Origin of the sequence: Chromobacterium sp. IIBBL 290-4 (assembly GCF_024207115.1) — a bacterium.
Taxonomy (GTDB): domain Bacteria; phylum Pseudomonadota; class Gammaproteobacteria; order Burkholderiales; family Chromobacteriaceae; genus Chromobacterium.
Genome location: NZ_CP100128.1, coordinates 4,337,134 through 4,363,197, shown reverse-complemented (window position 1 = coordinate 4,363,197; position 26,064 = coordinate 4,337,134). Strand labels below are relative to the sequence as shown.

Annotated in this window: 18 protein-coding genes and 2 riboswitches; of the genes, 3 read left to right on the top strand and 15 right to left on the bottom strand. The window is 63.2% G+C overall.

The genetic code is table 11. From position 1 onward, the window contains the following. Positions 1 to 20: 20 nt before the first annotated feature. Positions 21 to 4,334 carry a PAS domain S-box protein gene (locus NKT35_RS20475; RefSeq protein ID WP_254296650.1) on the top strand — a complete coding sequence of 1,438 codons (4,314 nt, stop codon included), beginning with the start codon at positions 21 to 23 and terminating at the stop codon, positions 4,332 to 4,334. Positions 4,335 to 4,442: 108 nt separating this feature from the next. Here the strand turns inward: NKT35_RS20475 and NKT35_RS20470 are convergent, their stop codons facing one another. The 6 genes from NKT35_RS20470 to NKT35_RS20445 all read right to left on the bottom strand — a co-directional run bounded on the left by NKT35_RS20470 (position 4,443) and on the right by NKT35_RS20445 (position 10,670). Further along, the gene (locus tag NKT35_RS20470; RefSeq protein ID WP_254296647.1) at positions 4,443 to 5,387 is read right to left on the bottom strand and encodes an AraC family transcriptional regulator; all 945 of its coding nucleotides are present in this window, start codon (positions 5,385 to 5,387) and stop codon (positions 4,443 to 4,445) included. A gap of 40 nt (positions 5,388 to 5,427) precedes the next feature. Next, entirely contained in the window at positions 5,428 to 6,042 is a 615-nt protein-coding gene (locus NKT35_RS20465) for a trimeric intracellular cation channel family protein (RefSeq protein WP_254296644.1), read from the bottom strand. A 137-nt stretch (positions 6,043 to 6,179) separates the two neighbouring features. After that, positions 6,180 to 6,277: riboswitch (glycine riboswitch) on the bottom strand. 4 nt (positions 6,278 to 6,281) lie between these two features. Then, positions 6,282 to 6,368: riboswitch (glycine riboswitch) on the bottom strand. Positions 6,369 to 6,523: 155 nt separating this feature from the next. Then, positions 6,524 to 8,995: a DUF3141 domain-containing protein gene (locus NKT35_RS20460; protein WP_254296641.1), complete on the bottom strand. Its 2,472-nt coding sequence runs from the start codon at positions 8,993 to 8,995 to the stop codon at positions 6,524 to 6,526. Positions 8,996 to 9,132: 137 nt separating this feature from the next. Next, a complete protein-coding gene (locus NKT35_RS20455; protein ID WP_254296639.1) occupies positions 9,133 to 9,402 on the bottom strand; it encodes a GNAT family N-acetyltransferase in 270 nt (89 codons plus the stop codon). Between the two features lie 2 nt (positions 9,403 to 9,404). Continuing rightward, the gene (locus tag NKT35_RS20450) at positions 9,405 to 9,695 is read right to left on the bottom strand and encodes a GNAT family N-acetyltransferase (protein ID WP_254296637.1); all 291 of its coding nucleotides are present in this window, start codon (positions 9,693 to 9,695) and stop codon (positions 9,405 to 9,407) included. 42 nt (positions 9,696 to 9,737) lie between these two features. After that, positions 9,738 to 10,670, bottom strand: coding sequence for a LysR substrate-binding domain-containing protein (locus tag NKT35_RS20445; RefSeq protein ID WP_254296635.1), 933 nt, complete (start codon positions 10,668 to 10,670; stop codon positions 9,738 to 9,740). Between the two features lie 106 nt (positions 10,671 to 10,776). On the opposite strand from NKT35_RS20445, the gene NKT35_RS20440 reads away from it, so the two are divergent. After that, on the top strand, positions 10,777 to 11,385 hold the full coding sequence (locus NKT35_RS20440) for an FMN-dependent NADH-azoreductase (RefSeq protein ID WP_254296633.1): 609 nt from the start codon (positions 10,777 to 10,779) through the stop codon (positions 11,383 to 11,385). 69 nt (positions 11,386 to 11,454) lie between these two features. On the opposite strand, the gene NKT35_RS20435 is transcribed toward NKT35_RS20440, so the two are convergent. The 6 genes from NKT35_RS20435 to NKT35_RS20410 form a co-directional block, all read right to left on the bottom strand. Beyond that, positions 11,455 to 12,243 (bottom strand): substrate-binding periplasmic protein, encoded by a 789-nt coding sequence (locus NKT35_RS20435; RefSeq protein ID WP_254296631.1) that lies wholly within the window; start codon positions 12,241 to 12,243, stop codon positions 11,455 to 11,457. Between the two features lie 71 nt (positions 12,244 to 12,314). Further along, entirely contained in the window at positions 12,315 to 13,103 is a 789-nt protein-coding gene (locus NKT35_RS20430; protein WP_254296629.1) for a substrate-binding periplasmic protein, read from the bottom strand. 67 nt (positions 13,104 to 13,170) lie between these two features. Then, entirely contained in the window at positions 13,171 to 13,938 is a 768-nt protein-coding gene (locus tag NKT35_RS20425; protein WP_254296626.1) for a substrate-binding periplasmic protein, read from the bottom strand. A 71-nt stretch (positions 13,939 to 14,009) separates the two neighbouring features. Next, the gene (locus NKT35_RS20420) at positions 14,010 to 14,786 is read right to left on the bottom strand and encodes a substrate-binding periplasmic protein (protein WP_254296623.1); all 777 of its coding nucleotides are present in this window, start codon (positions 14,784 to 14,786) and stop codon (positions 14,010 to 14,012) included. 113 nt (positions 14,787 to 14,899) lie between these two features. Further along, on the bottom strand, positions 14,900 to 20,176 hold the full coding sequence (locus NKT35_RS20415) for a PAS domain S-box protein (protein ID WP_254296620.1): 5,277 nt from the start codon (positions 20,174 to 20,176) through the stop codon (positions 14,900 to 14,902). Positions 20,177 to 20,186: 10 nt separating this feature from the next. After that, positions 20,187 to 22,691: a two-component system response regulator gene (locus tag NKT35_RS20410; RefSeq protein WP_254296617.1), complete on the bottom strand. Its 2,505-nt coding sequence runs from the start codon at positions 22,689 to 22,691 to the stop codon at positions 20,187 to 20,189. 157 nt (positions 22,692 to 22,848) lie between these two features. Here NKT35_RS20410 and NKT35_RS20405 point away from each other — a divergent pair, with 157 nt between their 5' ends. Next, positions 22,849 to 23,364, top strand: coding sequence for a MarR family winged helix-turn-helix transcriptional regulator (locus tag NKT35_RS20405; protein WP_254296616.1), 516 nt, complete (start codon positions 22,849 to 22,851; stop codon positions 23,362 to 23,364). A 6-nt stretch (positions 23,365 to 23,370) separates the two neighbouring features. Here the strand turns inward: NKT35_RS20405 and NKT35_RS20400 are convergent, their stop codons facing one another. The 3 genes from NKT35_RS20400 to NKT35_RS20390 form a co-directional block, all read right to left on the bottom strand. Beyond that, the gene (locus NKT35_RS20400) at positions 23,371 to 23,997 is read right to left on the bottom strand and encodes an FMN-dependent NADH-azoreductase (RefSeq protein ID WP_254296614.1); all 627 of its coding nucleotides are present in this window, start codon (positions 23,995 to 23,997) and stop codon (positions 23,371 to 23,373) included. Next, complete coding sequence (locus NKT35_RS20395; protein ID WP_254296612.1) at positions 23,994 to 24,440, bottom strand: GNAT family N-acetyltransferase; 447 nt, start codon at positions 24,438 to 24,440, stop codon at positions 23,994 to 23,996. Before NKT35_RS20395 ends, NKT35_RS20400 begins: the two co-directional genes overlap by 4 nt. A 136-nt stretch (positions 24,441 to 24,576) precedes the next feature. Then, positions 24,577 to 26,064: an aldehyde dehydrogenase gene (locus tag NKT35_RS20390; protein WP_254296610.1), complete on the bottom strand. Its 1,488-nt coding sequence runs from the start codon at positions 26,062 to 26,064 to the stop codon at positions 24,577 to 24,579.

Sequence of the window (26,064 nt, the reverse complement as noted above, 5' to 3'; positions counted from 1 at the left end):
TTTCCATGGAGCAGGGCTGTATGGAACGAGCAGGTGGGGCCGGCCGTTTCTTTTCCCGCTTCGATCTGCCGACCGAGGGCGCGTGGGGCGCCGCGGCTGTTTTGCTGATGACTTTGCCGCCGGCCTGGGCCATGGGCGTTTCACAGCAGGCCGCGCCGCTGTGGCTGGGCAACGCGCTGCTGATCTGGCGCGGGCGTTCTGCCCGTCTGCCGTGGTGGTGGCCAATTTGCTTGTGGCTGGGCTGCCTGCCGCTGGGATGGCTGAATGGCAGCCTGATGGCGTTGGCCAACGCGCTTCAGGTGGCGCTTGGCGTTTGGCTGCTGCGGCGAAGGGCCGCGGACCCTCGCCGCGATGTGGACGATGCGGCGCTGATCGCGACGCGGGCGGCGGACGGCGCGCTGGCTTTCGCGCCTGGCGCGGTCTTGCTCGCCATGGCTGCGGATGGGGTTGGCGCCATGCAATGGCTGAGCGGCGGCTTGACCGCCAGCTTGCTTGGCTGGGTTTGGCTGGCGGGGCGTTCGGCGGAGACGGAAGGCGGGGGCGTCCGCCTGATTCTGATCTTGCTGATGGCGGCGGGAATGAGCGCCATGTGGCGAATCGACGCGAATTGGTGCCTGGCCGCTTTGGCCTTGCCCTTTTTGTGCGCGATTCTGCTTTTGCCGGCCGGAAAGACGCGGCTATGCCTGCTGTTGCTGGCGACGGGCCATGGCTTGTTGTTTTCGGCGCCTGCATTCTCTCAGGCGGCGCACGCTTTGCCGCAACCCTTGCCATGGCTGCAGCTCCTGTCGGCGTCGCTCGCCGCGCTTCTCGCGCATGCCGCGCATCACGCTCGTTCCCAGTCGCGGGCGGCGCAGCTGGGAGACGACTGCCTGCGCAACTCACTGGAGGGGCAGATCAGCGGATGCGCTTTGCTGGATGGCGATGGGCGGATACGGGAAAGCAATGCGTATCTGTGCGATCTGCTGGGCTGGCAAGCGGAAGAGTTGATCGGTCTGCCTTATGAGTGCTTGTGCCATCCCGCGGATGCGTCGTTATGGACGCAATGCCGCGCGCTGGCCCTGGAGGGCGCGGGCGCGCCGGTGCCGATGGAATTGCGCCTGCAGCGCAGCGACGGCGAGATTGTCTGGTGCGGCATGCAGATTGGCCTTTATTCACAGCTGGGCGAAGAAAACGGTTTGCGGGTCTATGTCTGCGAGCTGGGCGAGCGCATGGCCGAGCGTGGACGCCTCTCGGAGTTAAGCGAGATGCTGAGTCTCGCCACCTCCGCGGCGGGCATGGGCTTGTGGGAGTGGGACGTCAAGCGGCAGGTCTTGCATTGCGACGGCAAGATGCGGCGTTTGAACGGCATGGCCGATGAGGAGAGCGATTTCATCGCCAAGCTGTGGCCGCGGCTGCGGCCTGAAGATGCGGCCGCGTGGCGGCGCCTGCTGGAGTTGAGGTGGCCGGCCAGCGGAAGCGCGGGCTGGGATTATCAAGTGGCGGACGGCGCGGACGGCGGGCGCACGCTCCGGCTGGTCGGGCAGATCCGCTATGACGAATATCAGCAGCCGCAGAGCGTAGTCGGCCTGTGCTGGGACATCAGCGATGAGGTGGAGATGCGCCGCATGCTGTCCGACGCGAGGGAGAGGCTGCAGGCCGTGCTGGATAATGTGCCGGCCATGGTGGGGTGCTGGAACCGGCAGACAGTCAATCAATTCGCTAACCGCGGCTATCTGGACTGGTTTGGATTGGCGCCAGGCCAGGTCGAGGGCCGGTTGATGTCGGATGTGCTGGGCATGGAGGTTTATCGCGGGGTCCAGCACCAAGTCTGGAGGGCTTTGCAGGGCGAGCCGGTTTTGTTCGAGCATAGCGTGCCGGATGCGCAAGGGAAGGAGCGGCATACGCTCGCATCGTATGTGCCTTACCGAGAGGAGGGAGAGGTCGCGGGTTTCTATGCCTTTGAAACCGACATCACGCCGCTCAAGATGGCCCGGCGGGAACAGAGGCAAGTCCAGGCCAGGCTGCAGAGCATTGTGGACTCCGCCAGCGAGTTCGCTATTCTGGCGATGGATTTGAAGGGCGGCGTGACGGTGTTCAGCGTCGGCGCGGAGAAAATGCTGGGCTATCGAGCCGAGGCGATGGTCGAGCAGGGCGCGCTGTTGAGCTTGCTGGATCAAGAGGAGTTGGACGGACGCAGGACGGAGTCCGGGGCCGCGGCCGGAGAGGCGCTGGACGTCTTCTGGGGCTCGGCGCGCCAGGCCGGAGCGGTAGAGGGGGAGTGGACCTTTGTCCGCCAGGATGGGGGCAAAGTGCCGGTCTATGCGGTGGTGAACGGCATTTGGCGGGATGGCGGACTGCAGGGCTTTATCTGCATCGCCAAGGATGTCAGCCGCGAGCGGGAGGCCAGGCAGGCTTTGGAGCGGGCGAAGGACGCGGCCGAGGTGGCGAGCCGCGCCAAGAGCGAATTCGTCGCCAATGTGAGCCATGAGATCCGGACGCCGATGAATGGCGTGCAGGGCATGCTGCATTTGATGGCCAGTACGCCGTTAAGCACCACCCAGCGCAAATATCTGGACATGATACAGGCGTCCTGCCGCGCCCTGATGTCCATTCTCAACGACATCCTCGATTTCTCAAAAATGGAAGCGGGGCGGTTTGAGGTCGCCAGCGAGCCCTTTGCGCTGGATGAGGTATTGGACGCGCTGGCCGCCATCATGTCCATGAACGGCGCGAGCAAAAACCTGGCGCTGGCCATTGATGTCGAGCCGGATGCGCCGATGGCGCTGCAGGGCGATGCGTTGCGGCTGCAGCAGGTGTTGGTCAATCTGGCGTGCAATGCGATCAAGTTCACCGAGCAGGGCGCGGTGGCGGTGTCGGTCCGCGTTCAGGGGCATGGCGATGAGCGGGCGCTGCGGTTTGAGGTCGCCGATACCGGCGTGGGCATGAGCGAGGCCCAGCTGCAAACCCTTTTCAGCGCCTTTTCGCAGGCCGACAGCTCCACGACGCGCCGTTTCGGCGGAACCGGTCTGGGCTTGGTGATTTCGCGCAGGCTGGTGGGGCTGATGGGCGGACAAATGGCTGTGGAAAGCCGGCAAGGCTCAGGCAGCCGGTTTTGGTTCACTTTGCCGGTCCATGAGGCCGCCGCCGCTTCGCCTTTGGATAATGGCGCTTGCGAGCGGCTGTTGTTGATCGAGGGACATCCGGCTTGCGCCGCGGCCATGGCCAACCACGCCCGCCGCTTGGCGTGCGGGGTTGAGGCTTGCGCGAGCTCGCAGTCCGCCATGCGCTGGCTGGAGAGCGAGCGCTGCGACGGCGTGTTGATAGACTGGAGCTTGTCGGGCGTGGACGGCGCCGCGCTGTGCCGAGACTTGAGGGAGCGCTGGCCCGAGCGCGCGCTGCGGCTGATCGCCGTGGTCAACGCCAGCCAAAGAGACAGGCTTGACCGCGCGGTGGAGTTGAATTGGGTGGACGCGGTGCTGACCCGGCCGGTGACGGCGCCGGCTTTGGCCGAGGCGCTGCGGCAGGCCGGCCTGCATTGCCAGTCATTCGGCGAGCGCGGCGCGGCGTTGGCGGAAACCCGGCCGCCGCAGCTTGGCAGCCACCTGGTGCTGCTGGTGGACGATAACGAGATCAATCTTCAGGTGGCGGGCGGCATGCTGCAATTGGCCGGATTGCGCGTGGAGATGGCGGCAAACGGCCGGCAGGCCGTGGATATCCTGCGCCAGCGCGGCGGCGAATTCTCGCTGGTGCTGATGGATATGCAAATGCCGGAAATGGATGGCGACGCGGCGGCTGGCGTGATTCGCCGGGAGTTGCGGCTGTCTTTGCCCATTGTCGCCATGAGCGCCGGCGTTTCGCCTTCCGAGCAACTGCATTGTCTGGACGCGGGCATGAGCGACTTCATCGCCAAACCGGTGCAGGCGGACAAGCTGTATCCCGTGCTGGCCAAATATCTTCATGCCGCGGCGGTGCCGGCCGAGGCGGACGCGCGGCAAGAGGAGGCCGGGATTTTTTCAGTCGAATTGATGCGCTTGGCCGCCAGCAGCGACAATGCGCGCAGCCGGGTGGGCAAGATGATGCAATTGCTGGTGGATAATAGCGACAGGCAACTAGACCAGATACGCGAGGCTTTGGGCGCGGGCGGGCATGAGGACGTGGCCAGGCAGGTGCATGCCCTGCGCGGCAGCGTGGGCTCCTTCGGCGCATTGGGATTGGTGGCGATGTTGCAGGAGCTGGAGCGCGAGGTGCTGCGGGGCGATCTTGTCCAGTGCGAGCAATTATTGGCCAATGCTCAGCGGGAGTTGGATAAGGTCACCGACGCCGCCAAGGCGTGGCTGAGCCAGCATGCCTCTTAGCCTTGGCGGGCTGCCTGCGCGGCGTCATCAACGGCCCGCCGTTGGCTCGAGTCAGCGGGCCCAGCCGGGTTTCGATTTTTCGATAGGATCCATGCCAGCGCTCCATGCTTATGGGGCCGGCGCGGCATGACGCAATGGATGGGGTCTGGATTGATCCGACATGCTATCGGCTGGTCCGGCGCGCGGGTTTGAAAGCAGCAATACCTCGCTGCTTTGCGCGCCCAAGACCAGGCTCTGCTCAGTCTGGCTGTAGCGCATCAAGCTCATTTCAGGCCGAGAGGGGTCATGCACGTCGCGCAGAAAGTCGCCCGGCGTCATGCCGGACAGGGCTTTGAAATCGCGCGCCATGTGGGCCTGATCGAAATAACCGCACTCTTGGGCCAGCCAGCCCAATTGGCCGCGGGCATCCGGCCGGGCGATCAGAATGCCCATCATATTGATGAAGCGGAACATGCGCCGAGTGTCCCGCAGCGTCAGGCCATAGCTGGCCAGGAAGCGCCGCTCGAACTGGCGCACGCCCAGTCCGCTTCGTTTCGCCAAGTCCTTGCCGTCATCGAATAACTGGCGAGGGGGAAGCAAAAGGATGGAGCCGCGCTGGTCTTCGCGTTTGGCCGCCAATCGTTTCAGCCAGCCGCTCATGGCGCGGACCTGCTCCTGCGGAGTGGCGCAGCGTTGCAGGCTGTCATGCAGCTTCTCCTCTTCCGCATGGCCGACCAGCTCTTGCAGCGGCCATACCTGGTCCGTGAAGGCGTCGCATGTGGGCGGGAACAGGCGCTGGGCCTGGCCGATCCGCAGCAGCGCGCTGATGAAGCGGCTGCCCGGCGTGGCGCGTATCGCGCAGGGGCGGCTAAGCGCGCCGCTGACAAAACTGCGCGGCGTATCAGTGGCGGGTTGTCCATGGAAGGCCATTTGGCCGGCGCCTTCCAGCAGGATGCCCAAGTGCATGAAAGGGGTGGCGGGGACTTGCATCGCGCCGCCGCCATCCCATTGCAAATGAAAATAGCGGACGATGCCGGCCAGTTCCGGCGCGGGGGGAAGCAGCAGTCTGGGCATGTCGGCATGATAAATCAAAATTATGCCGAATGCATTTCAGTCAGTAGCCGCTGTGCCGATATGAAAATACCGGCAATTGCCATTCGCGCCATAGCGCGGTCATGCGCAGCGCCAGGCCGAAGGCGAAGCTGGCGGCGATATTCCAGTCGTGCTGCAGCGCCAGCGCATTCAGGCCCAGGTAGAGGACGGCGACCAGCAAGGAGACGCTGGCGTAGAGCTCGCGGCGGAACACGATGGGCACGCGATTGCACAGCACGTCGCGCAAGATGCCGCCGGCGATGCCGGTGATCATGCCCGCCATCGCCACGATGACCGGGTGGTAGTGCATGCCCAGCGCCACGTCGCAGCCAATGATGGTGAAGGCCACCAGGCCCAGCGCGTCCAGCACCAGGAACAAATTGTTCAGATGCCGCATATAGCGCGAAATCAGCACGGCGGCGATGCCGCCGGCCAAGACCAGCAATACATATTCAGGATGTTGGGTCCAGCCTATCGGGTAGCGGCCGAGAATGATGTCGCGGACCGTGCCGCCGCCCAGCGCGGTGAGAAAGGCGATGACGGATACGCCGAAGATGTCCATGTGGCGGCGGCCGGCGGCCAGCGCGCCAGTCATTGCTTCTGCGGTGATGGCGATCAGGTAGATTAAGGTCAGCATGGCGCCGCCTCGGTTTCTCTGGAGGATAGGCGGGATGCGGCGTAAATAGGGGGGCGCGGCGCGGACAAGCGTCTAGCGCCGTTATGGACGGATGCGGACAAGGCAGTCTCCTGGGTGGAATTCCGGCTAACGGAACAGCCTCTCCCCTTGTCCTTTTACCTGAGAGTTGCATGGCCGGCGGCCACTTGCCCCTTCGGTGGGCCGCTCCTGGCGGCCTCTCTCCAATCGGCTTGAATCAATGTTGCGCTGCGGTACGGCTTGCCTGAGCGATTATGGGAGTTTGCGTCTTCGGCGGGGGCTGGGCCCCTCTCTCCCGCAGAGGGCGAATATTAGCGTTTGCTATTTGGATAGTCAATGCTCGCGAGCAAGGACGGCTGAGCATGCGCGGGATGATCGCGAAGGCGTTTGGCGAAGAGCTTGGATATCGGGGGCTAGGAAGACAAAAGGGGGGCGCGGCAAGCGCGCCCCCCTGGCTTGGCGCTTAGGATTCGCGCGGCGGCTTGTCGCTTGCGGCGGGTTTCCCGGTTTTGACGCCGGTCGGGGACTTGCCGTTGGCCTTGGCTGGCGCTTTGCGTTTGGGCGCGGCAGCGGGCGGCGCAATGGCTGTCGTGTCCAGGGCGGGCTTAGGCTGGGACGCAGCCGGCTTGCGCGCGGCCGGCTTTTCCGCCGGACTGGTTGCCGGCGTCGCCTTGCTCTCCGCCGCCTCCTGTTGAGCGGCGGCGGCAAGAGGCTGCAGGACCGGCGCGATGGGGCTCTGCGCGGTTTTCCCCAGCACGGCTTGCCGGTCTTGCTCGGACAGGCCCAGCGCGTCGGCCACGGTTTCCAGCCGCTGTCTTTGCTCGGCCGGAATCTCATGCTTGTTCACCAGCTGCAGATCGCGAACCAGCATCCAGGCTTGATGGCGGATATGCTGTTCCGGCAGCAGGAGGCTGAGACCCTTCAAGGCGCGATGATGATCGGCCCGAACCAGCGAAACCTGCCGCCTGATGGTGTCTTTTAGCTGCATCAGGGTGAGCGGGTACTCGTTATGGATGTTGCGCATGGTGCGGCGGATGGCGTTGAACGGCCGCTCGTCGATGACGCCCATGCCGATGCCGACATAAACCAGCAGGCGGATGAAGCCGTCGGCCAGCGTGCCGTGCTCGAAGCTTGGGTCCAGCGCTTCGCGCTTGAGTCGGGCGAGCTCGCGGCTTTCCCAGGCCAGCGTCTGCTTGCGCGGCTCGCCAGCCGGCTGCACGCCGATCAGCGTCGCCAGTTGCGGCGATTCGTATATGGCGCGGAACAGCTGTTCCTGGGCGGCGTCGCGCAGGTCGCGGTAATGATCCAGCGATTGGACGATGAAGTCGGACATCTGCTGCTGCCATTGCCACAGCGGATTGTCGGCCGCCACCGGTTTGCGTTGCTCGCGCACCTGGGCGGCGAGGCCCGGCAGCCACCACAGCCAGGGGTTTTTCGGCGAGATCAGCGTGCGTTCGAAGCGCGCCGGGTGGAGTTCGCGCAATAGCCGGGCGCTGGCCTCGTTGCTGAAGGTCCGCACCGCCGCCGAGAAGTAGCGGTCGTAAACGCCTTGATTGATTTCGGAGGCGCGTTTGACGACTTCAAAGGCTTGCTCGTCCTCGCGGCCGTCGTCCAGCGCCAGGATGTCCGGCACATCGCGCGCTTCGAAGCGGATGATGTAGCGGCCTTCGATATACTCCTGGCCCGGCGCGTCCGGCGCCACGTCTTCAATGATGGCTTCGTACAAGCCCGGGGCCAGCACGTCTATCAGGTCCAGCGCGCTGGCGAATTCGCTGTGCTCTTTGTTTGCGACGCCCGCGGACACGAAGATGCCGAGGTGCCCCACCTTGTTGTGCAGGCAGTAGACGATGGTTTGTTCGTTATTGCGGATGTCTTCCACGCTGTCGTACAAGTCCGCCACCCAGTTCAGCGCCTGCTGCGGGGGGGTGATGTTGTCGCCCCAGGAGGCGAACACCATGATGGGCGAGCGGATGTTGCGCATGTCCACTCTGAGCTTGCCGTCATGGCTGGCGATATTGCCGTGGACCAGTTCATTGCCGACGAACAGCTTCTGGGTGATCCATTCCATTTCCGCTTTGTTGAGCAGATAGTGCCCGCCCCACCAGCGTTCGAACTCCAGGTAGCGCGACGGCTCGGTGTCGACTTTGGCGTACAGATTGTAGGACTTTTTCCACAGGGTATTGGCCGGGTCCAGCTTTTCGAAGTTTTCCACCAGATGGGCGCCGTCGAAGCGGCCATTGCCCAGGTCGCCGGCCAGCGAGGCGGTCCAGGTGCCGCCGGTCAGGCCGCCGGCGTAGCGCATCGGGTTCTTGCCGCGCACGCCGGCCCAGTAGGATAGTGGAGAGCCTGCCAGCAGGATGGGGCCGACCAGCTCTGGGGCCACGGATGCCAGCATGGCCAAGGCCCAGCCGCCCTGGCAATTGCCGATCACAAAGGGTTTGCCGTCGCTGTCGGGGTGCAGTTCGTTGACGCGGGCCAGGAAGTGGCCTTCCGCCTTGGCTACGCTTTCTATGGTTTGGCCCGGCACCGGCTGCGGGAAAAACATCACGAAATAGCAGGGGTGGCCTTGTTGCAGCGCGATGCCGATTTCGCTGTCCATCTTGAAGCCGCCTATGCCGGGACCATGGCCGGCGCGCGGGTCAATCACGACGAAGGGGCGTTTGGACGCGTCTGTCGCAGGGCAGTTCGATGGCGGCTTGATGGCGGCCAGCGCGTAATTGGCCGGGTCGGGCAGCTCGCGGGCATCCATGATGATTTGGTAATCGAACACCAGCACCGGCGGCTTGCCGCTCTCGCAGTGTTCCAGATACGCCTCGCCGCGGCGATACAGCGTATCCCAGTACAAGATGCCGCGTTGGCAGGCGTCCAGCCAGTAATCAAACAACGGTTGAGCAGACGGAAGGACTCCGCCTTGAACTGCAGTAGTGGACCACATTGCAACCCCTTGCTTATGAAAACGAAGGAAAGAAATAGCGATGCTGCCGATAGCCTGACCATGGCAGCACTGTACTCGTTTGTTGCTGCAATGCAATAAATGCTAATGGTCTGCTGCCGAAGTGTGGCGCGCAGCCATCAACTTGCTGCACTGCAATGCAGTGTAGGAGTCGCTTCCGGAGCCAAGGGTTCCAATTTTTTGACCATCACCAGGCTGCGGTAGGATTTGTCAGGCCATTGCAGCGGCGCTTCGATGCGGTAGCCGCGCTTGAGATAACGGCTCACCAAATGGTTCGCTTCCACCGCGGTATCCAGCCGGATGGCGCGGCAGCCATGCTGCCTGGCCAAGTCTTCCGCCGCCTCCATCAGGCGGTCGCCTATGCCTTGTCCCTGCCGATGCGGTTCCACGGCTAATGCGGTTCCACGGCTAATTGCATCAAGACAGCGGCGTCCGGTTCGCGGAATGGCTGGCAGAAGGATCCGAGCAGGGGCGGATGCACCGTGATGGTGCCGACAAGCTCCTGATCTATCCATGCCAGCAAGCAGTGCCCGCCGGCTGTGCGGCGGCGAGTGGTTTCCACGCTCTGGTTGACGGCGGTATAGGGAAGGCCCATCGCGCCCAGTTGGGCATAGGCGCGATGCAGCAGGGCGGTGAGGGTTTGCAGGGAGTCGGATTCTTCCAGGGGGCGGATGCGCAGCATAAGCATTCTTCAGCGTGATTCATGCCGGAAGGAAAGCAAATGTCATGCCTGCGGATGGCCCCAGTCGGCGGCGGCATCTTCGCTGATCAATTCTTCCGCGATGAAATCGAGAAAGGCCCGCACCGCTGGCGATAGGCCGCGGCGCGAGGGAAAGGCGGCGTGCAGGATGCCCCATGGGAAACCGTACTGCGGCAGGATGCGCCTCAGCCGGCCATCTTGCAGCGCCTGATGGCAAACATTGGCCGGCAGGGCGGCGATGCCGACCCCGTCGATGGCGGCTTGCCGCAGCACGATCATGTCGTCGGTCATCAGCCGCGGCGCGTCTACGTGGATGGTGTAAACCTGGCCGACATTGTCCAGCAAGACCCATTGTCCGCGCCCATCCGGACGACTCATGGTCAGCGCCGGCAGTCCGGCCAGCTTTTCCGGCGACATGGGTTCGCCATGTATTTGCAGGAATGCCGGACTGGCGACCAGGATCATCCGGCTGCGGCCCAGCCGGCGCACCACCAGGCTGGCGCTGTCCTCGATCACATTGCGCACCCGGATGGCGACGTCCACGCCTTCTTCGATCAAATCGACGCGGCGATTGGTGGAGTCCAGCGCCACCCTGACCATGGGGTAACGATTCAGAAAGCGCGGCAGCACGTCGCCGAGCATGGTTTTGGACAGCAGCTCCGGGCAACTGACGCGGATCAGGCCGCGCGGCTCGGCGCTGCTTTGCAGAATGGTTTCGTGAGCCGCCTCGGCCTCGGCCAGCATGGCCTGGCAATGTTGGTAATACTGGCTGCCGATTTCGGTCAAGGCCAGCCGCCGCGTGGTTCTCTGCAATAGCCGCACGCCCAGTTTCGCTTCCAGCTCGGCCACCCGGCGGGATAAGCGCGACTTGGGGATGCCCAAGATCCGGCCCGCCGCCATGAAGCCGCCATGCTCCACGACTTTGGCGAAATACAGAAGGTCATTCAGATCCTGCATGATTGTCTCGTTGGTGGAACAATGTTTCCAATTTTAGCAGTCTAGTGCGTATTGTTCTGTTTGAATATGATTCACTCATTCCCACCCGACATCGAAGGACCTGAACATGAAACTCTTGCATCTGGATTCCAGCATTCTTGCCGACAACTCCGTTACCCGCGAATTGTCCGCCGTAGTGGCCAACACCATTCGCCAGCGCCACGTCAATGTGGAAACCAGCTATCGCGATCTGGCGGCCAACCCCATCGCCCATCTTTCCGGCGAGATCATCGGCGCCCGCTTTGCGCCGGAGTCGGACTGGTCCCCGCTGCAACGCAGCGAAGCCGCGCTGACGGATGAGCTGATCGAAGAATTTCTGGCCGCGGATGTGCTGGTGATCGGCGCGCCGATGTACAACTTCTCGATCCCGACTCAGCTGCGCAGCTGGATAGACCGCGTATTCGCGGCCGGACGCACCTTCAAGTACACGGAAACCGGCCCGGTAGGCCTGGTTCCGAATAAAAAGGTGATCGTGGTGTCCGCGCGCGGCGGCGTGCATAGCGGCGAACAAGGCCAGTTGATGGACTTCCAGGAAGACTACCTGGCGAAGGCCTTGGGATTCCTGGGCGTGCGCGAAGTGGAGATCATCCGCGCCGAAGGCGTGAACATGGGTCCGGACAAGCGCGCCACCTCCATCCATATGGCCAAGGAAGCCATCGCCAAGCTGGCGCTGTAATACCAAGCTCGGAGATGACAAGGCCCGCCAGAGCATGCCTGGCGGGCCTTGTCGCGTCATGGGGGGCGCTCAGTCTCCTAGCGATTTGAGCATCTTGTCCACTGCGGATGCGCTGTAATAGCGCAGCATGATGGCGCGAATGGCGCCGTCCTTGAACATGCGCCGCAGTTCCGCCTGCCAGAGCGCGGCCGCTTGCGGGCTGAAGCGCTGCCGGCTGAGAACGATGGCGCCGGGACTGGTTTCGCTGTCCGGAAACAGGTCGTGAATTTCGATTTGCTGGCAGCCGGGATGGCTGCTCATCCAGGGGTCGTAGCTGATCGGGATGGCGAAGATGGCGGTGATGACGCCGCTGCACAGCATTTTGTACAGATCGTCGTCGTTGGCGGCGGTGACCACTTTGTTTTGCCGCGTCAACTCCTCAAGCATCCGGTCCCCGGCGGGGCCATGGCGATAGCCGCGCACCACGCCCCAGCGCAAATCCGGCAGCTTGAGCAGCTCATCCAGCGTGTCCACTTTCATGCCTTTGCGCAGCAAAACCAGGTTTTTGGTGTAGTGGTAGGGCAGCATCCATAAGTAACGCTGGCGCTCGGGCGTGACCGTCGTCGACGCGCCGATGTCGGCCTGGCCGATTTCCAATAGCTTCAACACCCGTATCCGCGGATACTCCGCTTCGTTCTGGATGGGGCAGTCCAATCGTTTGGCCAATTCATGCAGGGTTTCGACATCATAGCCCTTGCCCTCGTGATAGGCGGTGCCGTAGTCGAAGTATGCGACGCTCAGCGGGCCGTTGGGGCAGGCAGGGTTGGCCTGAGCGAGCGTCGGGCCCAACATCAGAACGCAAGTCAGAAGCCATTTCATGATGCTCATCCTTGTTCATCGCCTCTCAGGGGCGGAGCACCCGGCAAGCGCGTCGCGGCGGACGCGCGTTTCTACTCCAGTGGCCGTTTCAACATATGCTCCACGCTGGTGGCGCTCAGGTATTTGCGCATCAGCGTCTTGAGCGTGCCGTCGCGGTACATCTTGAGTATCTCCTGATGCCATAGTTCGGCGTTTTCCTGGGAAAAGCGTTTTTTGCTGAACGCGATGCCGCCGGCGATGGTTTCCGCCTCTGGAAAGAAATCGCGAATGCTGATCTGATCGCTGGCTTGATGGCTGCTGAACCAGGGGTCATAGCTCGACGGCTGCCCGAAGGCAGCGGTAATGACGCCGTTGCACAGCATTTTGTATAAATCATCCTCATTGGCGGCAATGACGATTTTGCGTTGTTGGCTCAAGTCCTCCAGCAGTTTGTCCTGCGCGGGGCTGTGCCGGTAGCCGCGTATCATGCCCCAGCGCAGATCCGGCTGTTGCATCAGCTCCGCCAGCGAGCCGGCATTGACCCCCTTGCGCAGCATGACCAGATTCTTGCTGTGATTATAGGGATAGATCCACAAATAGCGCTGCCGCTCTTCGGTGATCAGCGTCGCGGTGCCGATGTCGGCCTGGCCGATCTCCAGCAGCTTGAGCGCGCGGATCCGCGGGTAAGCGGTTTCGGATTGAATCGGGCAGTTCAGCCGTCTGGCCAGTTCGCGCACGATGTCTACATCGTACCCCTTGCCATTGTGGTAGGACGCGCCGAACTCGTAATAGGCGATGGCCAAGGGCCCTTGCGGGCAGGCGGGATTGGCTCTGGCGAGCGTCGCGCCAAAAATCAAAGCGCAGGCGATTAGCCATTTCATGACGGGCATCCTCGTCGCGGGCGAAGCGTGGCGGTTATCCCGCAGTCCTGAGCGCGGACAAGCATGGCTACTCCAGGGGCCGTTTCAGCAAATGTTCCACGCTAGGCGCGCTCAAGTATTTGCGCATCAGCGTCTTGAGCGTGCCATCCCGGTGCATCTTGATGATTTCCTGGTGCCATAGCTCGGCGGCCTCCTGTGAAAAGCGTTTTCTGCTGAGGGCGATGCCGCCTGCGACGGTTTCCACATTGGGGAAGAAATCGCGGGCGATTATCTGTTCGCCGGCATGGTGCCGGCTCAGCCAGGGATCATAGCTGATGGGGTGGCCGAAGCCCGCTTGCACCACGCCGCTGCTCAGCATTTTGTATAAATCGTCCTCGTCGCTGGCCACGATGAGCTTGTGGGCGCGATTCAACGTCTCCAGCAATTTGTCTTGAGCGGGGCTGTGCCGGTAGCCGCGCACCATGCCCCAGTGAATGTCCGGCTTGGCCAGCAGCGCCTCCAGGCTGTCGGTGTCCGCGCTTTTGTGAAGCAAAACGAGATTTTTGCTGTGGTAATAGGGAAAAAGCCATAAATAGCGCTGGCGTTCGGCGGTGATCAGCGTGGCGGTGCCGATGTCGGCCTGGCCGATTTCCAGCATTCTCAAGGCGCGGATGCGCGGATAGAGCGTTTCCGACTGGATCGGACAATTCAGCCGCTTGGCCAGCTCGCGGATGATGTCGACATCGTAGCCCTGGCCATCCCGATACGCCGAACCGAATTCGAAAAAAGCGACCGAAAGCGCGCCGTTGGGACAGGCGGGACTGGCCGGAGCGGAAGAGGCGGCCAGCATCAGCATGGCTGCCCAGGCCCGTGGCAGGCGGATTGTGGGTTTGCGGAGCATTTTCGCCAGGGTCGCCATGCGGAGCCTCAGTCTAGCGGTTTCTGCGTGGCCCGCCGCGCGGAGCTTTCGCTGAGGAACTGGCGGAAAATGTTATAGAGCGAGCCGTCGCGCGACATCTTGCGCAGCTCCTCATGCCAGAGTTCGGCGGCCTCGCGGCTGAAGCGGGCCTTGCTCAACGCCAAGCCGCTGGCGACCGCCTCGCTGTCGCCGTAGAGGTCGAGCGCCACGATGTCTTTCGCCTGCGGCGAATGCTGCATCCAGAGCTCGTAGCTGAAAGGATGGGCGAAGATGCCCGTGACGACGCCATTGCCCAGCATCTTGTAGAGATCGTCTTCATCTTCCGCCTGCACCAGTTTGTGAGCCGCGGCCATTTTCGCCAGAAACTGATCTTGTAGAGGGCCGTGGCGGTAGCCGCGGATCGCCCCCCAGCGCAGCGCGGGGTCGTTGGGAAGCGTTTCCAGGGAGCGGGCTTGCACGCTGGGATGAAGCAGAATCATATTCTTGCTGTACAGATACGGGAAGATCCAGGTGTACTGTTTGCGTTCCGGGGTGGGGATGGTCGATGTGCCGATGTCCAGTTGCCCGGTTTCCAGCATCTTCAGCACGCGCAGCCGCGGCAGGGAGTCTTCGCTCTCGATGAAGCAATGCAGGCGCAGAGCCAGTTCGTGCACCAGCGCGACATCGTAGCCTTTGGCCTCCCGATAAGCCGGGCCGACTTTGAAGTAGCCGACATGCAGCGGTCCGCTGGGGCAGGCGGCGTTGGGCAGCGCCGCCGCCGGCGCCGCGCAGAGCAAGAGGGTCATCAGCGAAAACCAAAGCAGCTTGGTTGCCGATGGGCTATCCGACCACATGTAAGCCCCTAGGATGCAAGACTGTTTCTACTATAGCCAAGGCGGCCCTGCCCTGGCGGGGCGATTCAGCTTTCCAGTTTCGCGATCAGCCTGGACAACTGCTCCATCGCTTCGGAGAAGCGCAGGGCGTGAACCTTGCCTGACAGGATGAGCAGCTCCTGCAATAGCGAGCGGTCTGCATCCAGCTGCAGCGCATCGATATGGCGCAGCGCTTCCAGATCGTTGTTTTGCAGGTGTTGCAGCAGCTTCCGCAGCGAGGCGAGGTTTTGCTTCGCCATGGGCATGCCCGTGGTGGCGGCACCGGTCGACTCGATGGCGTTCTGCAAGCGGACCACGCTGTCGACCAGCAAGGCGTCCAGCCGCGCCATGGTGGCGTCGCCTGGCCAGCCGGCGGGCAGGGCGGAGGCCGTGCGCGCTTCCTTTTCCAGCGATGCCGCTTGGGCGGAGAGGCCCAGCGCGCCGGTGGTCGCGGCCACGCCTTTGATGGTGTGGAGGGTCGCGGCGAGCTCCTGCACCGTTCCGGACGGCATGCGCGAGCGCAGTTCATCCAGCAGTTGCCGGCATTCCGGCTCGAAATGGGCCAGCGTTTTGCGGTAGAACTCGGGTTTGTGATTGAAACGGGCCAGGATGCGATCGATGGGCTCGATCTGGCCGCCGGCTTCCTGGGCCGGCGCCGGTTTGGGCGCGGGACGCGCGATGGGCGGCGCGATGCCCGTCAGGCTTTGGATGATGGGAACCACCTCGTTGATATCGATGGGTTTGCCGACATGCTCGTTCATGCCCGATTCCAGGCATTGCGCGCGGTCGGCGGGCGAGGCGTTGGCGGTGATCGCCAAAATGGGGACGTCGGCATGGCGGGCTTGGGCGCGAATCCTGCGGGTCGCTTCCATGCCGTCGATGTCGGGCATCTGCACATCCATCACGATCAGATCGAAATCGGCCTCGTCCGCGGTGGCCTGCCGGACGCCAGACAGGCCGCCATCGGCAAGAGCGACGGCGGCGCCTTCAGACTGGAAAAGCTCGCAGGCGACTTGCCGGTTCAGCGCGTTATCCTCCACCACCAATATTTTCAGGCCCTCCAGCCGGCCAGAGGGCTGCGGCGGCGCCGGCGGCACGTGTTCTGGCGAGATGCGAACCTGGCGCGCGGACTGGATGGTGTCGAAAATCTGCTGCGGCGTGACCGGCTTGGTCAAAAAGTCGACAAAGGGCGGATTGTCCGCTTGCGATGCCTCGGTCAGCTTTTCTCGGCCGAAAGCGGTGATCATGATGACGATCGGGGCCGGGATGCAGGACTCCTGTATCGCCTGGGCGGTGGAGAGCCCGTCCAAGTCCGGCATGCGCCAATCCATCAGCGCGATGTCGTAAGGTTGGCCTTGTTTGATGGCGCGGCTGATTTCGTCGATGGCGGCCAGGCCGTTGGGGGCGTAGTCCGCATGCCAGCCCATGCTTTCTATCGTGTGGCGCATCGCCTCGCCGGCTATCGAGTTGTCGTCTACCACGAGAATGCGCAGATCGACGTCGTTGTCGCCCCCTTTGGGAGAGATGCGGGCGTCGCTCTCGCTTTTCAGGCGCAGATCGAACCAGAAACAGCTGCCTCTGCCGGGTTCGCTCTCCAGCTGCAGCGCGCCGCCCATCATCTCGGTCAATTTTTTGCTGATCGCCAGGCCCAGCCCCGTGCCGCCGAAGCGCCGCGTCGTGGAGGCTTCCGCCTGGGCAAAGCCGTCGAAGATTCGTTCCGCCTGTTCGCGGCTGATGCCTATGCCGGTGTCGGAAACCGAGAAGCGGATGGTGATGTCCTCTTCGGTTCTGCCGCGCTCTTCCAGGCGGATGATCACATAGCCTTGCGGGGTGAATTTTATGGCGTTGCCGGCCAGGTTGATCAGGATCTGCTGCAGCCGCAAGCTGTCGCCGAGCAGGCGCCGCGGCAATGTCGGCGCGATCTCGAACAACAGTTCGACGTCCTTTTCGCCCAGGGTGCCGGACAGCACCACCGCCAGGCTGCGCATCCACTCCTCCAGCTCGAATGGGTGCGGGTCGAGTTGCAGTTTGCCGGCTTCTATCTTGGAGTAGTCCAGGATGTCGTTGAGCAGCCCGAGCAATGACTGGGCGGCCAGGTGCGCCTTGGCCGCATAGTCGGCTTGCCTGGTTTCCAGGCTGGTGTTGCGCAGCAGCTGCAGCATGCCCAGCACCGCGTTCATCGGCGTGCGGATCTCATGGCTCATATTGGCCAGGAACCGCCCTTTGGCCATGCTGGCTTCCTCAGCCAGCCGCTTGGCCTCCAGCATGGCGGTTTCAAACTCAAGGCGGTCGGTGACGTCCACATTGATGCCGGTCATCCGGAGCGCCGAGCCGTCAGCGGCCCTTTCTATCCGGGCCGCGGCCTGGATGTGCCGGATAGCGCCGTCTGGATGGATGATGCGGAATTTCGCCTCGTGTTCCAGCTCGTCCCCGCTGGCGAGGGCGGCGCCAAAAGCGGTTTCTATGTCGTGGATATCGTCCGGGTGCACCCGCTCCCGCCATTTTGGATAGCTCAGGGCCGCTTCGGCGGCGGCATCCGACAGCGCGTACAGCGTGTACATTTTTGGATTCCATAGCAGGCTGTTGTCGAGCAGGCTCCAGCTCCAGACGCCTAGATTGGCCACCTCCGCCGCCAGCAGCAACTGGTCGCGCGCGGAGGCCAATTCCTGCTGTTGCCTGCGCAAGGGGGTGATGTCGGTGGCGATGCACAAATAGCCGCTGATCTCGCCGGCCTCGTCGAGCATGGCGGTCATGGCCTGGGCGACGGTCAACTGCGATCCATCCTTGCGCACATAACTCCAGTCGCGGATTTCCGCGCCGTCCATTTCCGGCAGCATGGACAGGACAGTGAAACCGGAGGGAGAGAGGCCGGGTCCTTTGGCTAGTTCGGCGCTGCGGCGCGCCACCTCGCCGGGCGATAGAAAGGAGACTGGCGTGGTTTTGCCGATGACTTCCGTCTCCTGGTAACCCAGCATGCGTTGCGCCCCGCTATTGAACATGGTGATCAGGCCGTCCGGCGCGGTGGCGATGATGGCCACCTCCGAGGCGGCGCGCAGCACATTGCCCAGCATGCGGTTGAGTCGGTCGATTTCCACCACCCCGGCTTTGCGCTCGGTGATGTCCACCCGCAGCGCGATATAGCGCTCAGGCTGGCCGCTGCGGCCGACGAAAGGCGCGATGACGGTGTCGAACCAGCGGGCGGCGCCGTCTTTGCCGAGATTGCAGATTTCGCCTCGCCAGGCATGGCCGCCCTGCAGGGTTTCCCACATGTTTTTCCAGAACGCCCGCGGATGGACCCCAGAACTGAGCGAGCGGTGGTTGCGGCCCATCAGTTCTTCGCGGCTGTAGCCATGGGCGCGGCAGAAATTGTCGTTGAAATCGAGAATGCGGCCTTCCAGGTCGGTGGTGGAGTACAGCAATTGCTCGTTGATGGTGGCCAGCAGCACCTTGTTTTCATGCAGGGCGGCCGCCAGTTCGATGCGGCTCTCGCTTTGCTCGGTGATGTCGTGGATCAGCGTGTAGAAGCCATGCACCGAACCGGACATGGCGTCGGGGATATAGTGGGTCAGCAGGTAGCGGCGCTGGCCGTTTGGCGCGGTTTCCGAGTGCTCGAAGGTTTGCGGCTCGCCCGCCAGGGCGGCTTCGATGCGCGGCTTGTCCTCCTGATAGCGTTCTGCGCCCAGCATGTCGCCCAAGGCTCGGCCGGGCATGGTGTCGGCCTCGACGCCCAGCCATTGGTGATAAGCCCGGTTGGCGACGCGATTGATCTGGTTCCTGTCCCAATAGCCTATCATCGACGGCACGGCGTCCATGACGGTTTTCAGCGTCCGCCTGGCGCTGTCCAGCTCTCCGGTGCGCAGGGCGACTTGTTGCTCCAGATTGGCGTTCAGCGCCCGGATTTCGTTTTCGATGGTTTTCTGCCGGGTGATGTCCCGTATGGTGGTGGAGGCGCCGGCGACCATGCCGTTTTTGTCGTGGATGGGCGAGACCGCGATGGACACTTCGAGCTCGCTTCCGTCCCGGCCGCGCCGGCGCGTTTGGAAGTGCATCACGGCCTCGCCCCGGCCGATGGCGGACAAGATGGTTGTTTCCTCGTTTTGCAGGTCCGGGGGAATGATCAAATCGGCTAGGCGGCGGCCCAGCGCTTCGCTGGCCGGGTAGCCGAACAATTGCTCCGCGCCGTGGTTCCAGCTGGTGACGACGCCATCCAGGGTTTTGCCTATGATGGCGTCGATCGAGTCGGCCACGATGGCCGCCAGCTCGGCTTCGGCCTGCCGCAGTTTGCGGTCACGCCGCCGGCTTTGCAGCCAGATGGCGCACGATGCGGCGCTACCCAGGCTGGCCAAGGCGCCGGCCAGGGCAATCTGCGCGGGCGAGGTCTGGCGCAGATCCTCTGCAAATTCGGGCGCGGCGTCGAGCGAGACTTGCCAGACCCTGCCGTAGATCTCCAGCTGGCTGGTGTAACGGTAGATCGCTTTCTCTGCGGATGCGGCCGCGCGCGGCGCAAAGAATTCCCGCGCGGGGCCGGGCGCCGATCCATCCGCGATCCGCAGGCTAAGGTGGTTGGCGGGCGGCCGGGTTCCCGCCAGCACCTCGGGCATGGACAAGGCGGCATAGCTCCAGCCGATCAGCCGTTGCTCCCGCGATTGCGCATCGAGAGGCGCGGAGCCATCGGAGAAAATGGGTTGCAGCAGCAAAAAGGATTCGCTTTTGGCATGCGGCGAGGTGACCAGGGTGATCGGCTGGCTCAGTATGGTTTGGGCTGCGCGCATCGAAATGTCGGCGGCCTCGCGGCGCAACGGCTCCGAGGCGATGTCGAGGCCAATGGCTTGCTCATTGCCGTTTTGCGGCTCGAAGTATTGGATCAGGTAGCGATCCCGCGGCTGAGGGTGAATCTGCCGGACGGCATAGCCCGCTTGGCCGTTGTGGCGGGCCCGTTCAACGAAGGCCCGTTCCTGGGCGGCGGGGACGCGGCGTATGAAGCCAAAGCCGCGGGCGCCGGGAAATTCGGCGGAAATGTCGCGACTCAGGCTGTAGCGGAGAAACTGCTGGCGGGTGAGGTGGTCTGGCCCGATGGTGGCAATCAGGCCGCGAATGCCGTTGAGGCCGTATTGGTAATGGCGAAGCCGCTCGCCGATTTCCGCCTGGATCAAATCCGCCTGGACGCGGACGGCATCCCGCAGCGTCGTTTGATTGTTTTGCCAGCTTGTCCAGGCGGATGCGGCGGTCAGCAGCAAGCCGGCGAGCAGGATCAGGCAGGGTAGGGCCAGCCTGGCGGCTTTGCGCGGCCATCGGTTTTCGCGTTCGCGCTCCGCGGGGAGCATGGCATTCTCCTTATGGCGCTGCCGCGACATCGCTGTCCAGAGGCGTGGAGGCCGGGCCGCACCAGCGCAAGCGGGCGTGCATATCGGCGGCCGGCATCGGCGCGCCGAACAAATAACCTTGCATGATATGGCAACCCAGCGAGCGCAATGCGTGCGCCTGATCCACCGTTTCCACGCCTTCCGCCACCAGGCGCAGATTGAGGCTCTGGCCCATTTTGACGATGGCCTCGATGATGCCCTTGTCGCTGGGGTCGGTCAGCATGTCGCGCACGAAACTCTGGTCGATTTTCAGCACATCGATGGGAAAGCGTTTCAAATAGGCGAGGCTGGAATAGCCGGTTCCGAAATCGTCAATGGCGATCGACACGCCTATGGACTTGATTTCAGCCAGCGTATCCAGCATCCGGCTGGTGTTCTGCGCCAGCACGCCCTCGGTGAGCTCAAGCTCCAGCAGCGCGGGCTGGAGGCCGCTTTCGGCGAGAATGGCCCGCAGCCGGGCGATGAAGTCCGCTTGGACGATCTGGACGGCGGATACATTGACGGCGATGCGAACCAATTGACCGTCGCGGTGCCAGCGCGCGCCGTCCAGGCAGGCCTGGCGCAGCACTAGGTGGCCGATGGGGATGATCAGGCCGGTCTCCTCGGCCAGGGGAATGAACTGGGCAGGCATGGCGTAGCCGTCGTCATGGCGGGGCCAGCGCACCAATGCTTCGACGCCGACGATGCGCTGTTCGTCTACATCCAGCTTGGATTGGTAATGGACGGCGAACTCATCGCGCTCCAGCGCGGCGCGGATATGGCGCTCCAGCATATGCCGGACGCGCAGGGCTTCCTCGATTTCAGCCGAGAAGAACAGCAGGCGGCTGCGGCCTTCCTGTTTGGCGCGATACATCGCCGCATCGGCATGGCGAAAAAGCGTTTCCAGGTCTTTCGCGTCATCCGGGTACAGGCTGATGCCGATGCTGACAGACAGATCGAAACGGTTGCCCTCCACCTCGTACGGCTCCGATGCCGCCAGCTGCAGCGCATTGGCCAAGGCGCCGATTTGCTCCACCTCGCCGGCGGCCGGGGCCAGCACGATGAATTCGTCTCCGCCCTGGCGGCTTAGGGTATCACTGGGCCGCAGGCAACGCGCCAGCCGCGCCGCCATTTGCTTGAGCAATTGGTCGCCCACCGTGTGTCCCACGGCGTCGTTGACGATTTTGAAGAGATCGATGTCCAGCATCATCAGCGCCACGCGCCGTTCTCTGGAGTGGCGGGAGGTTTGCAAGGCCAGCTCTGTCCGGTCGCGCAGCAGCATCTTGTTGGGCAGATTGGTCAGCGCGTCGTGGTGGGCCAAGTGCGTCATCTTGACCGCCAAAGCCTTGGTTTCGCTGATGTCGTGGAATACCGCGATGGCGCCGGTCACGCAACCCGTGCGGTCGAGAATGGGCGAGGCCGAATTCTCGATCTGTTGCGGCTCGCCATCGCGGCGGATCAGTTGGCAATCCAGCGACATGCCGACGGCGCGGTTCTCCTTGAGCGCCAGCCGGATGGGATTTTGCATGCTCTGCCCGCCATCGCCCAGCTGGAGCGGCATGACCTGCTCCACCGGCTGTCCCGCCGCCTCATCCATTTGCCAGCCGGTCATGGTTTCAGCTATGGGGTTGATGAAGGTGACGCGGCCGTTCGCATCGGTGGCGATCACCGCGTCGCCGATGGCGTTCAGCATGACCCGGATGCGCTCCTTCTCGTCATGCAGCGCCATCTCGGCTTCTTTGCGGGCGGTGATGTCGGTGATCAGCATCAGAAAGCCCGCATCCGGCTCCGGCTGGTCGTAGTCCACCAGCGAGACTTGCCCATACAGCGGCGGATGGCCGGCTCGGATGAAGGTCAGGTCGAACGATTGCGGACTGCCATGCAGGGCCGCGTGGATCAGGGGCTCCATCGCTAGGTAATTGCCTTCCTGCAGCACGTCGGACAGCATCATGCCGCGCATTTGCTCCGCCGGCAGGCCGAACCAGCTGCCGGCGGCGTCGTTGCAGAATACATTGTGCTGATCCCGGCTCCACTGGGCGATGAAGGCGGGCAGGTTGCCCATGACGGCTTCCAGGTTGCGCTTGGCGGTGGCCAATTGCTTGCTTTTGCGCTTGAGCGAGAGCTGGGTGCGGACGCGGGCACGGGCGATGGGCAGGTTCAGCGGCTTGTGCAGAAAATCCACGCCGCCGCGGTCCAGCGCCAGCTGCTCGTGGACGTCCGGATCGTGCGAGGTCACGAAAATGATAGGCACATCCTTGAGCTTGGGGTCCGCCCCCATCTGGCGGCTGACTTCATAGCCGTCCATGCCGGGCATTTCGATATCCAACAAAACTAGATCGGGCGCGTCGCGCATCATCATGTCCAGCGCCATGTGGCCGCTGGTGGCGAAGCGCAGCCGTCCCAGCCCTTTCACGGCTTCAGACAAGATGATCACATTGCTGGATTGATCGTCGACGATCAGGATAGAGGCTTCTTCTCGCGTCTGGCTGTCCCGCATCGTCTTCCCCTCGGCCCGGCCTGCCATATAGGTGGTATAGCGGACAGAACATGCCGGGCTTGCAGGGGAAATACTTAGCCCAGACTTTTAGATCAAGGAATGAGCGCCTGGCGCGGCGGCTTGCGAGGGGTGGCCTGCCGGCTGATGGGGCTTTATCATGGGCGGCTCAATTGAATCAGAGCGCCATTCCGTGGATTTCCATTCAACAACTCCATCGCTGCCCGCTGCCGGAGAAGGCAAACGCGGCGTGGATGGGCATATCGGTTATCTGCTGCGGCAGGCCGCAGGCGCGCATCATCTGCGGATGGAGCGCGCGTTGGCGGATCTGGCCGTCACGCCGCCGCAATTCGTGGTCATGACCATGCTGGCGGCGTATCCGGGTTTGTCCAATGCCGATCTCGCCAGGCTGGCGCTGCTGACGCCGCAGACGGTGAACGCCATTGTGGCCAATCTGAAGCGGGCGGGGCGGGTGGAGAGCCGCCCGCATGCCAGCCATGGGCGCATCCTCCAGTTGGAGCTGACGGAGGACGGAGGGAGCTTGCTGGCGCAATGCCGCGAGCGGGTAGAGGCGCTGGAGCGCGCGATGCTGGCGCATGTGCCGGCGGACGACGAGTCGGCCATCCGCCGCTGGCTGGCGCAGCTGGCTGCCACCGGGCAGCCGGGCGGCGCTTGAAAGCATTCAGGCCGGCAGCGCGAATCGATCCACTTGCTGCTTGATCCATTGTTCCGCGCGCTGAGCGCTGGTTTGTCGAGCGGGCTCTCCACGGCTTTGATTGTCCAGCTGCAGGAAGGACACCTCCTCCAATCCCATGCAGGCCAGCGCGTAGCGCAAATAGGGGGAGAGAAAGTCTTCCTGCCAGCCGGGATCGGATGCCAAGGGGCCGCCGCTGGCGACGATGACGAAGCAGGGCTTGTTCTGCAATAGGCCGACTTTTCCGGCCGGGCCGCCGCGGAAGGTCCGGTTGGGGCGGATGACCAGGTCCAGCCAGAGTTTCAGCGCAGCGGGCAAGGCGAAGTTGTGCAAAGGCGTGGAAATCACCAAGGCGTTCGCGGCTTCCAATTCGGCAATCAATTGTTCCGATAGCGTCAGCGCCTGAAGCTGAGAATCGACGCGCTGCTCGGCTGGCGTCAGGCTGGCTGAGATAAAGGACGAGTTGACGGCGTCGCAGGGAAGTCGGGCGGCATCGCGCGCGACAATGCGGCTGGCTCGGCCTTCAGCCAGCGCGGCGCATAGCCGTTCGCCGGCGGCGCGGCTGCGGGAGTCGTCCAGTTTTGGGCTGGCGCTGAGGTGCAGGATGGTTTTCATTTTTTCGCTCCCGGCAATATCTGCAGAAAACGCAGGGCGGTCGCGGCCAGTCCCTGGCGATAGTAAAAACGATGGCCGTCGATATTGGCCAGCGGCGTATCCAGCAATAGTTTGACGCAGCCCTGGCGTTCGGCCTCGCGGCGCAGGTGGGCCAGCAAGGCTTCGCCCAAGCCTTGGCTGCGGCGGCTTTCGTCGGTCACCAGGTCGTCCACATACATGTGCAGGCCGTGGATCAGATTCTCTTGAAAGCGATAGCCTGCCAGGGCGAGAATTTCGCCTTCATGTTTCAGCGCCAGCAATTGATATCCCGCGGTGTCTGACTGGCGCCGCCAGCGGCTAGCGAATGCCTGCGCGCTGTCCAGGTGCGGGCGGAGTTGGCGCATGAGCGGGAAGCAGGCGGCGGCGTCGGACTCGGTCAGAATCTCTACGATCTGATGCGGCATGGGGTATGGCTTTCATTATGTCAGTGTGCTGACACTTTATCAGTGTACTGATATTGTGGGCAAGGCATTTTTGTGCTTGGGCAAAACAAAAAAGCCGCGCACGATGTCTCATGCGCGGCCGGCCTATGAAGAAGACTTACAGCTTGATCAGGGTGCTTTTCAGCTCAGTGTATTTTTCCAGCGCGTGCAGCGATTTGTCGCGGCCGTTGCCGGACTGCTTGAAGCCGCCGAAGGGGAAGTTCATGTCATTTCCCTCTTCATAGCAGTTCACCCATACCGTGCCGGCGCGCAAGCGGCGCGACACCTTGTGCGCGGTGGAGACATCGGCGGTCCATACTGCGGCTCCCAAGCCGTACTCGGTGTCGTTGGCGATGCGGATCGCGTCTTCCACATCGTCGAAGGTGATGATGGACAGCACCGGGCCGAAGATTTCCTCGCGGCAGATGGTCAGGTCCGGGCGCGGGCAGTCGAAGGCGGTGGGCTCGATGAACAGACCGACATCGGCATGCGCGGCCTTGCCGCCAAACAACAGCTTGGCGCCTTCGCTCAAGCCCTTGTCGATATAACCCAGCACTTTGCGGTGTTGGATGCCGTCGACGATGGCGCCCATGGAGGTGGCAGGGTCCAGCGGGTCGCCGGGGTAATAGGTTTCCGCGGCTTTCTTGAAGGCTTCCAGGAATCGCGCCTTGACGTCGCGGTGCACCAGCACGCGAGAGCCGGCCGTGCACATTTCGCCCATATTGTAATAGATGGCGCCGGCAGCGGCGTTGGCTGCGCGCTCAATGTCCGGGCAGTCCGCCAGAATGATGTTGGGGGACTTGCCGCCCAGCTCCAGCCATACCCGCTTCAGATTGGATTGCGCGGCATAGCCTGCGATCAGCTTGCCCACCGCGGTGGAGCCGGTGAAGGCCACGCAGTCCACATCCATGTGCAGCGCCAGCAGCTTGCCGACGTCGCCCGCGCCCGGCAGCACCTGGAAAATGCCGTCGGGAATGCCGGCTTGCTTGGCCAGCCCCGCGACGCGAATGGCGGTCAGCGGCGATTTTTCAGACGGTTTGACGATGACGGCGTTGCCGGCGGCCAGCGCCGGGCCGAATTTCCAGCTGGCCATCAGAATGGGGAAGTTCCACGGCACCACGGCGGCCACCACGCCTACCGGTTCGCGCGTGATCAGGCCTAATAGCTTGGGATCGGCTGGCGCGACTTCGCCGCCGATTTTGTCTATGGCTTCGGCGAACCATTCCACGCAGTAGGCGGCGTTCGGCACGTCTACCGAGCTGGTGTCGCCGATGGGCTTGCCTGCGTCCAGCGTTTCCAGTAGCGACAACTCGTCAGCGTGTTCGCGGATCAGCGCGGCGAAGCGCTTGAGGATGGCCGCGCGCTTCACCGGCGCGAGCTCGGACCAGATGCCGGATTCGAAAGCGCGGCGGGCGGCCTTGACTGCGGTTTCCACGTCTTTTTCGCCGCAATGGGCGATGTCGGCCAGCTTGAGGCCGTTGGCGGGATTGACGCAATCGAAGCGCTTGCCGTCGGCAGCGTCTTGATATTCGCCGGCGATGAAGGCGCGGCCTTCGATTTTGAGTTCAGCTGCTAATTGCTTCCATTCTGAGTGACTGCGGGTCAT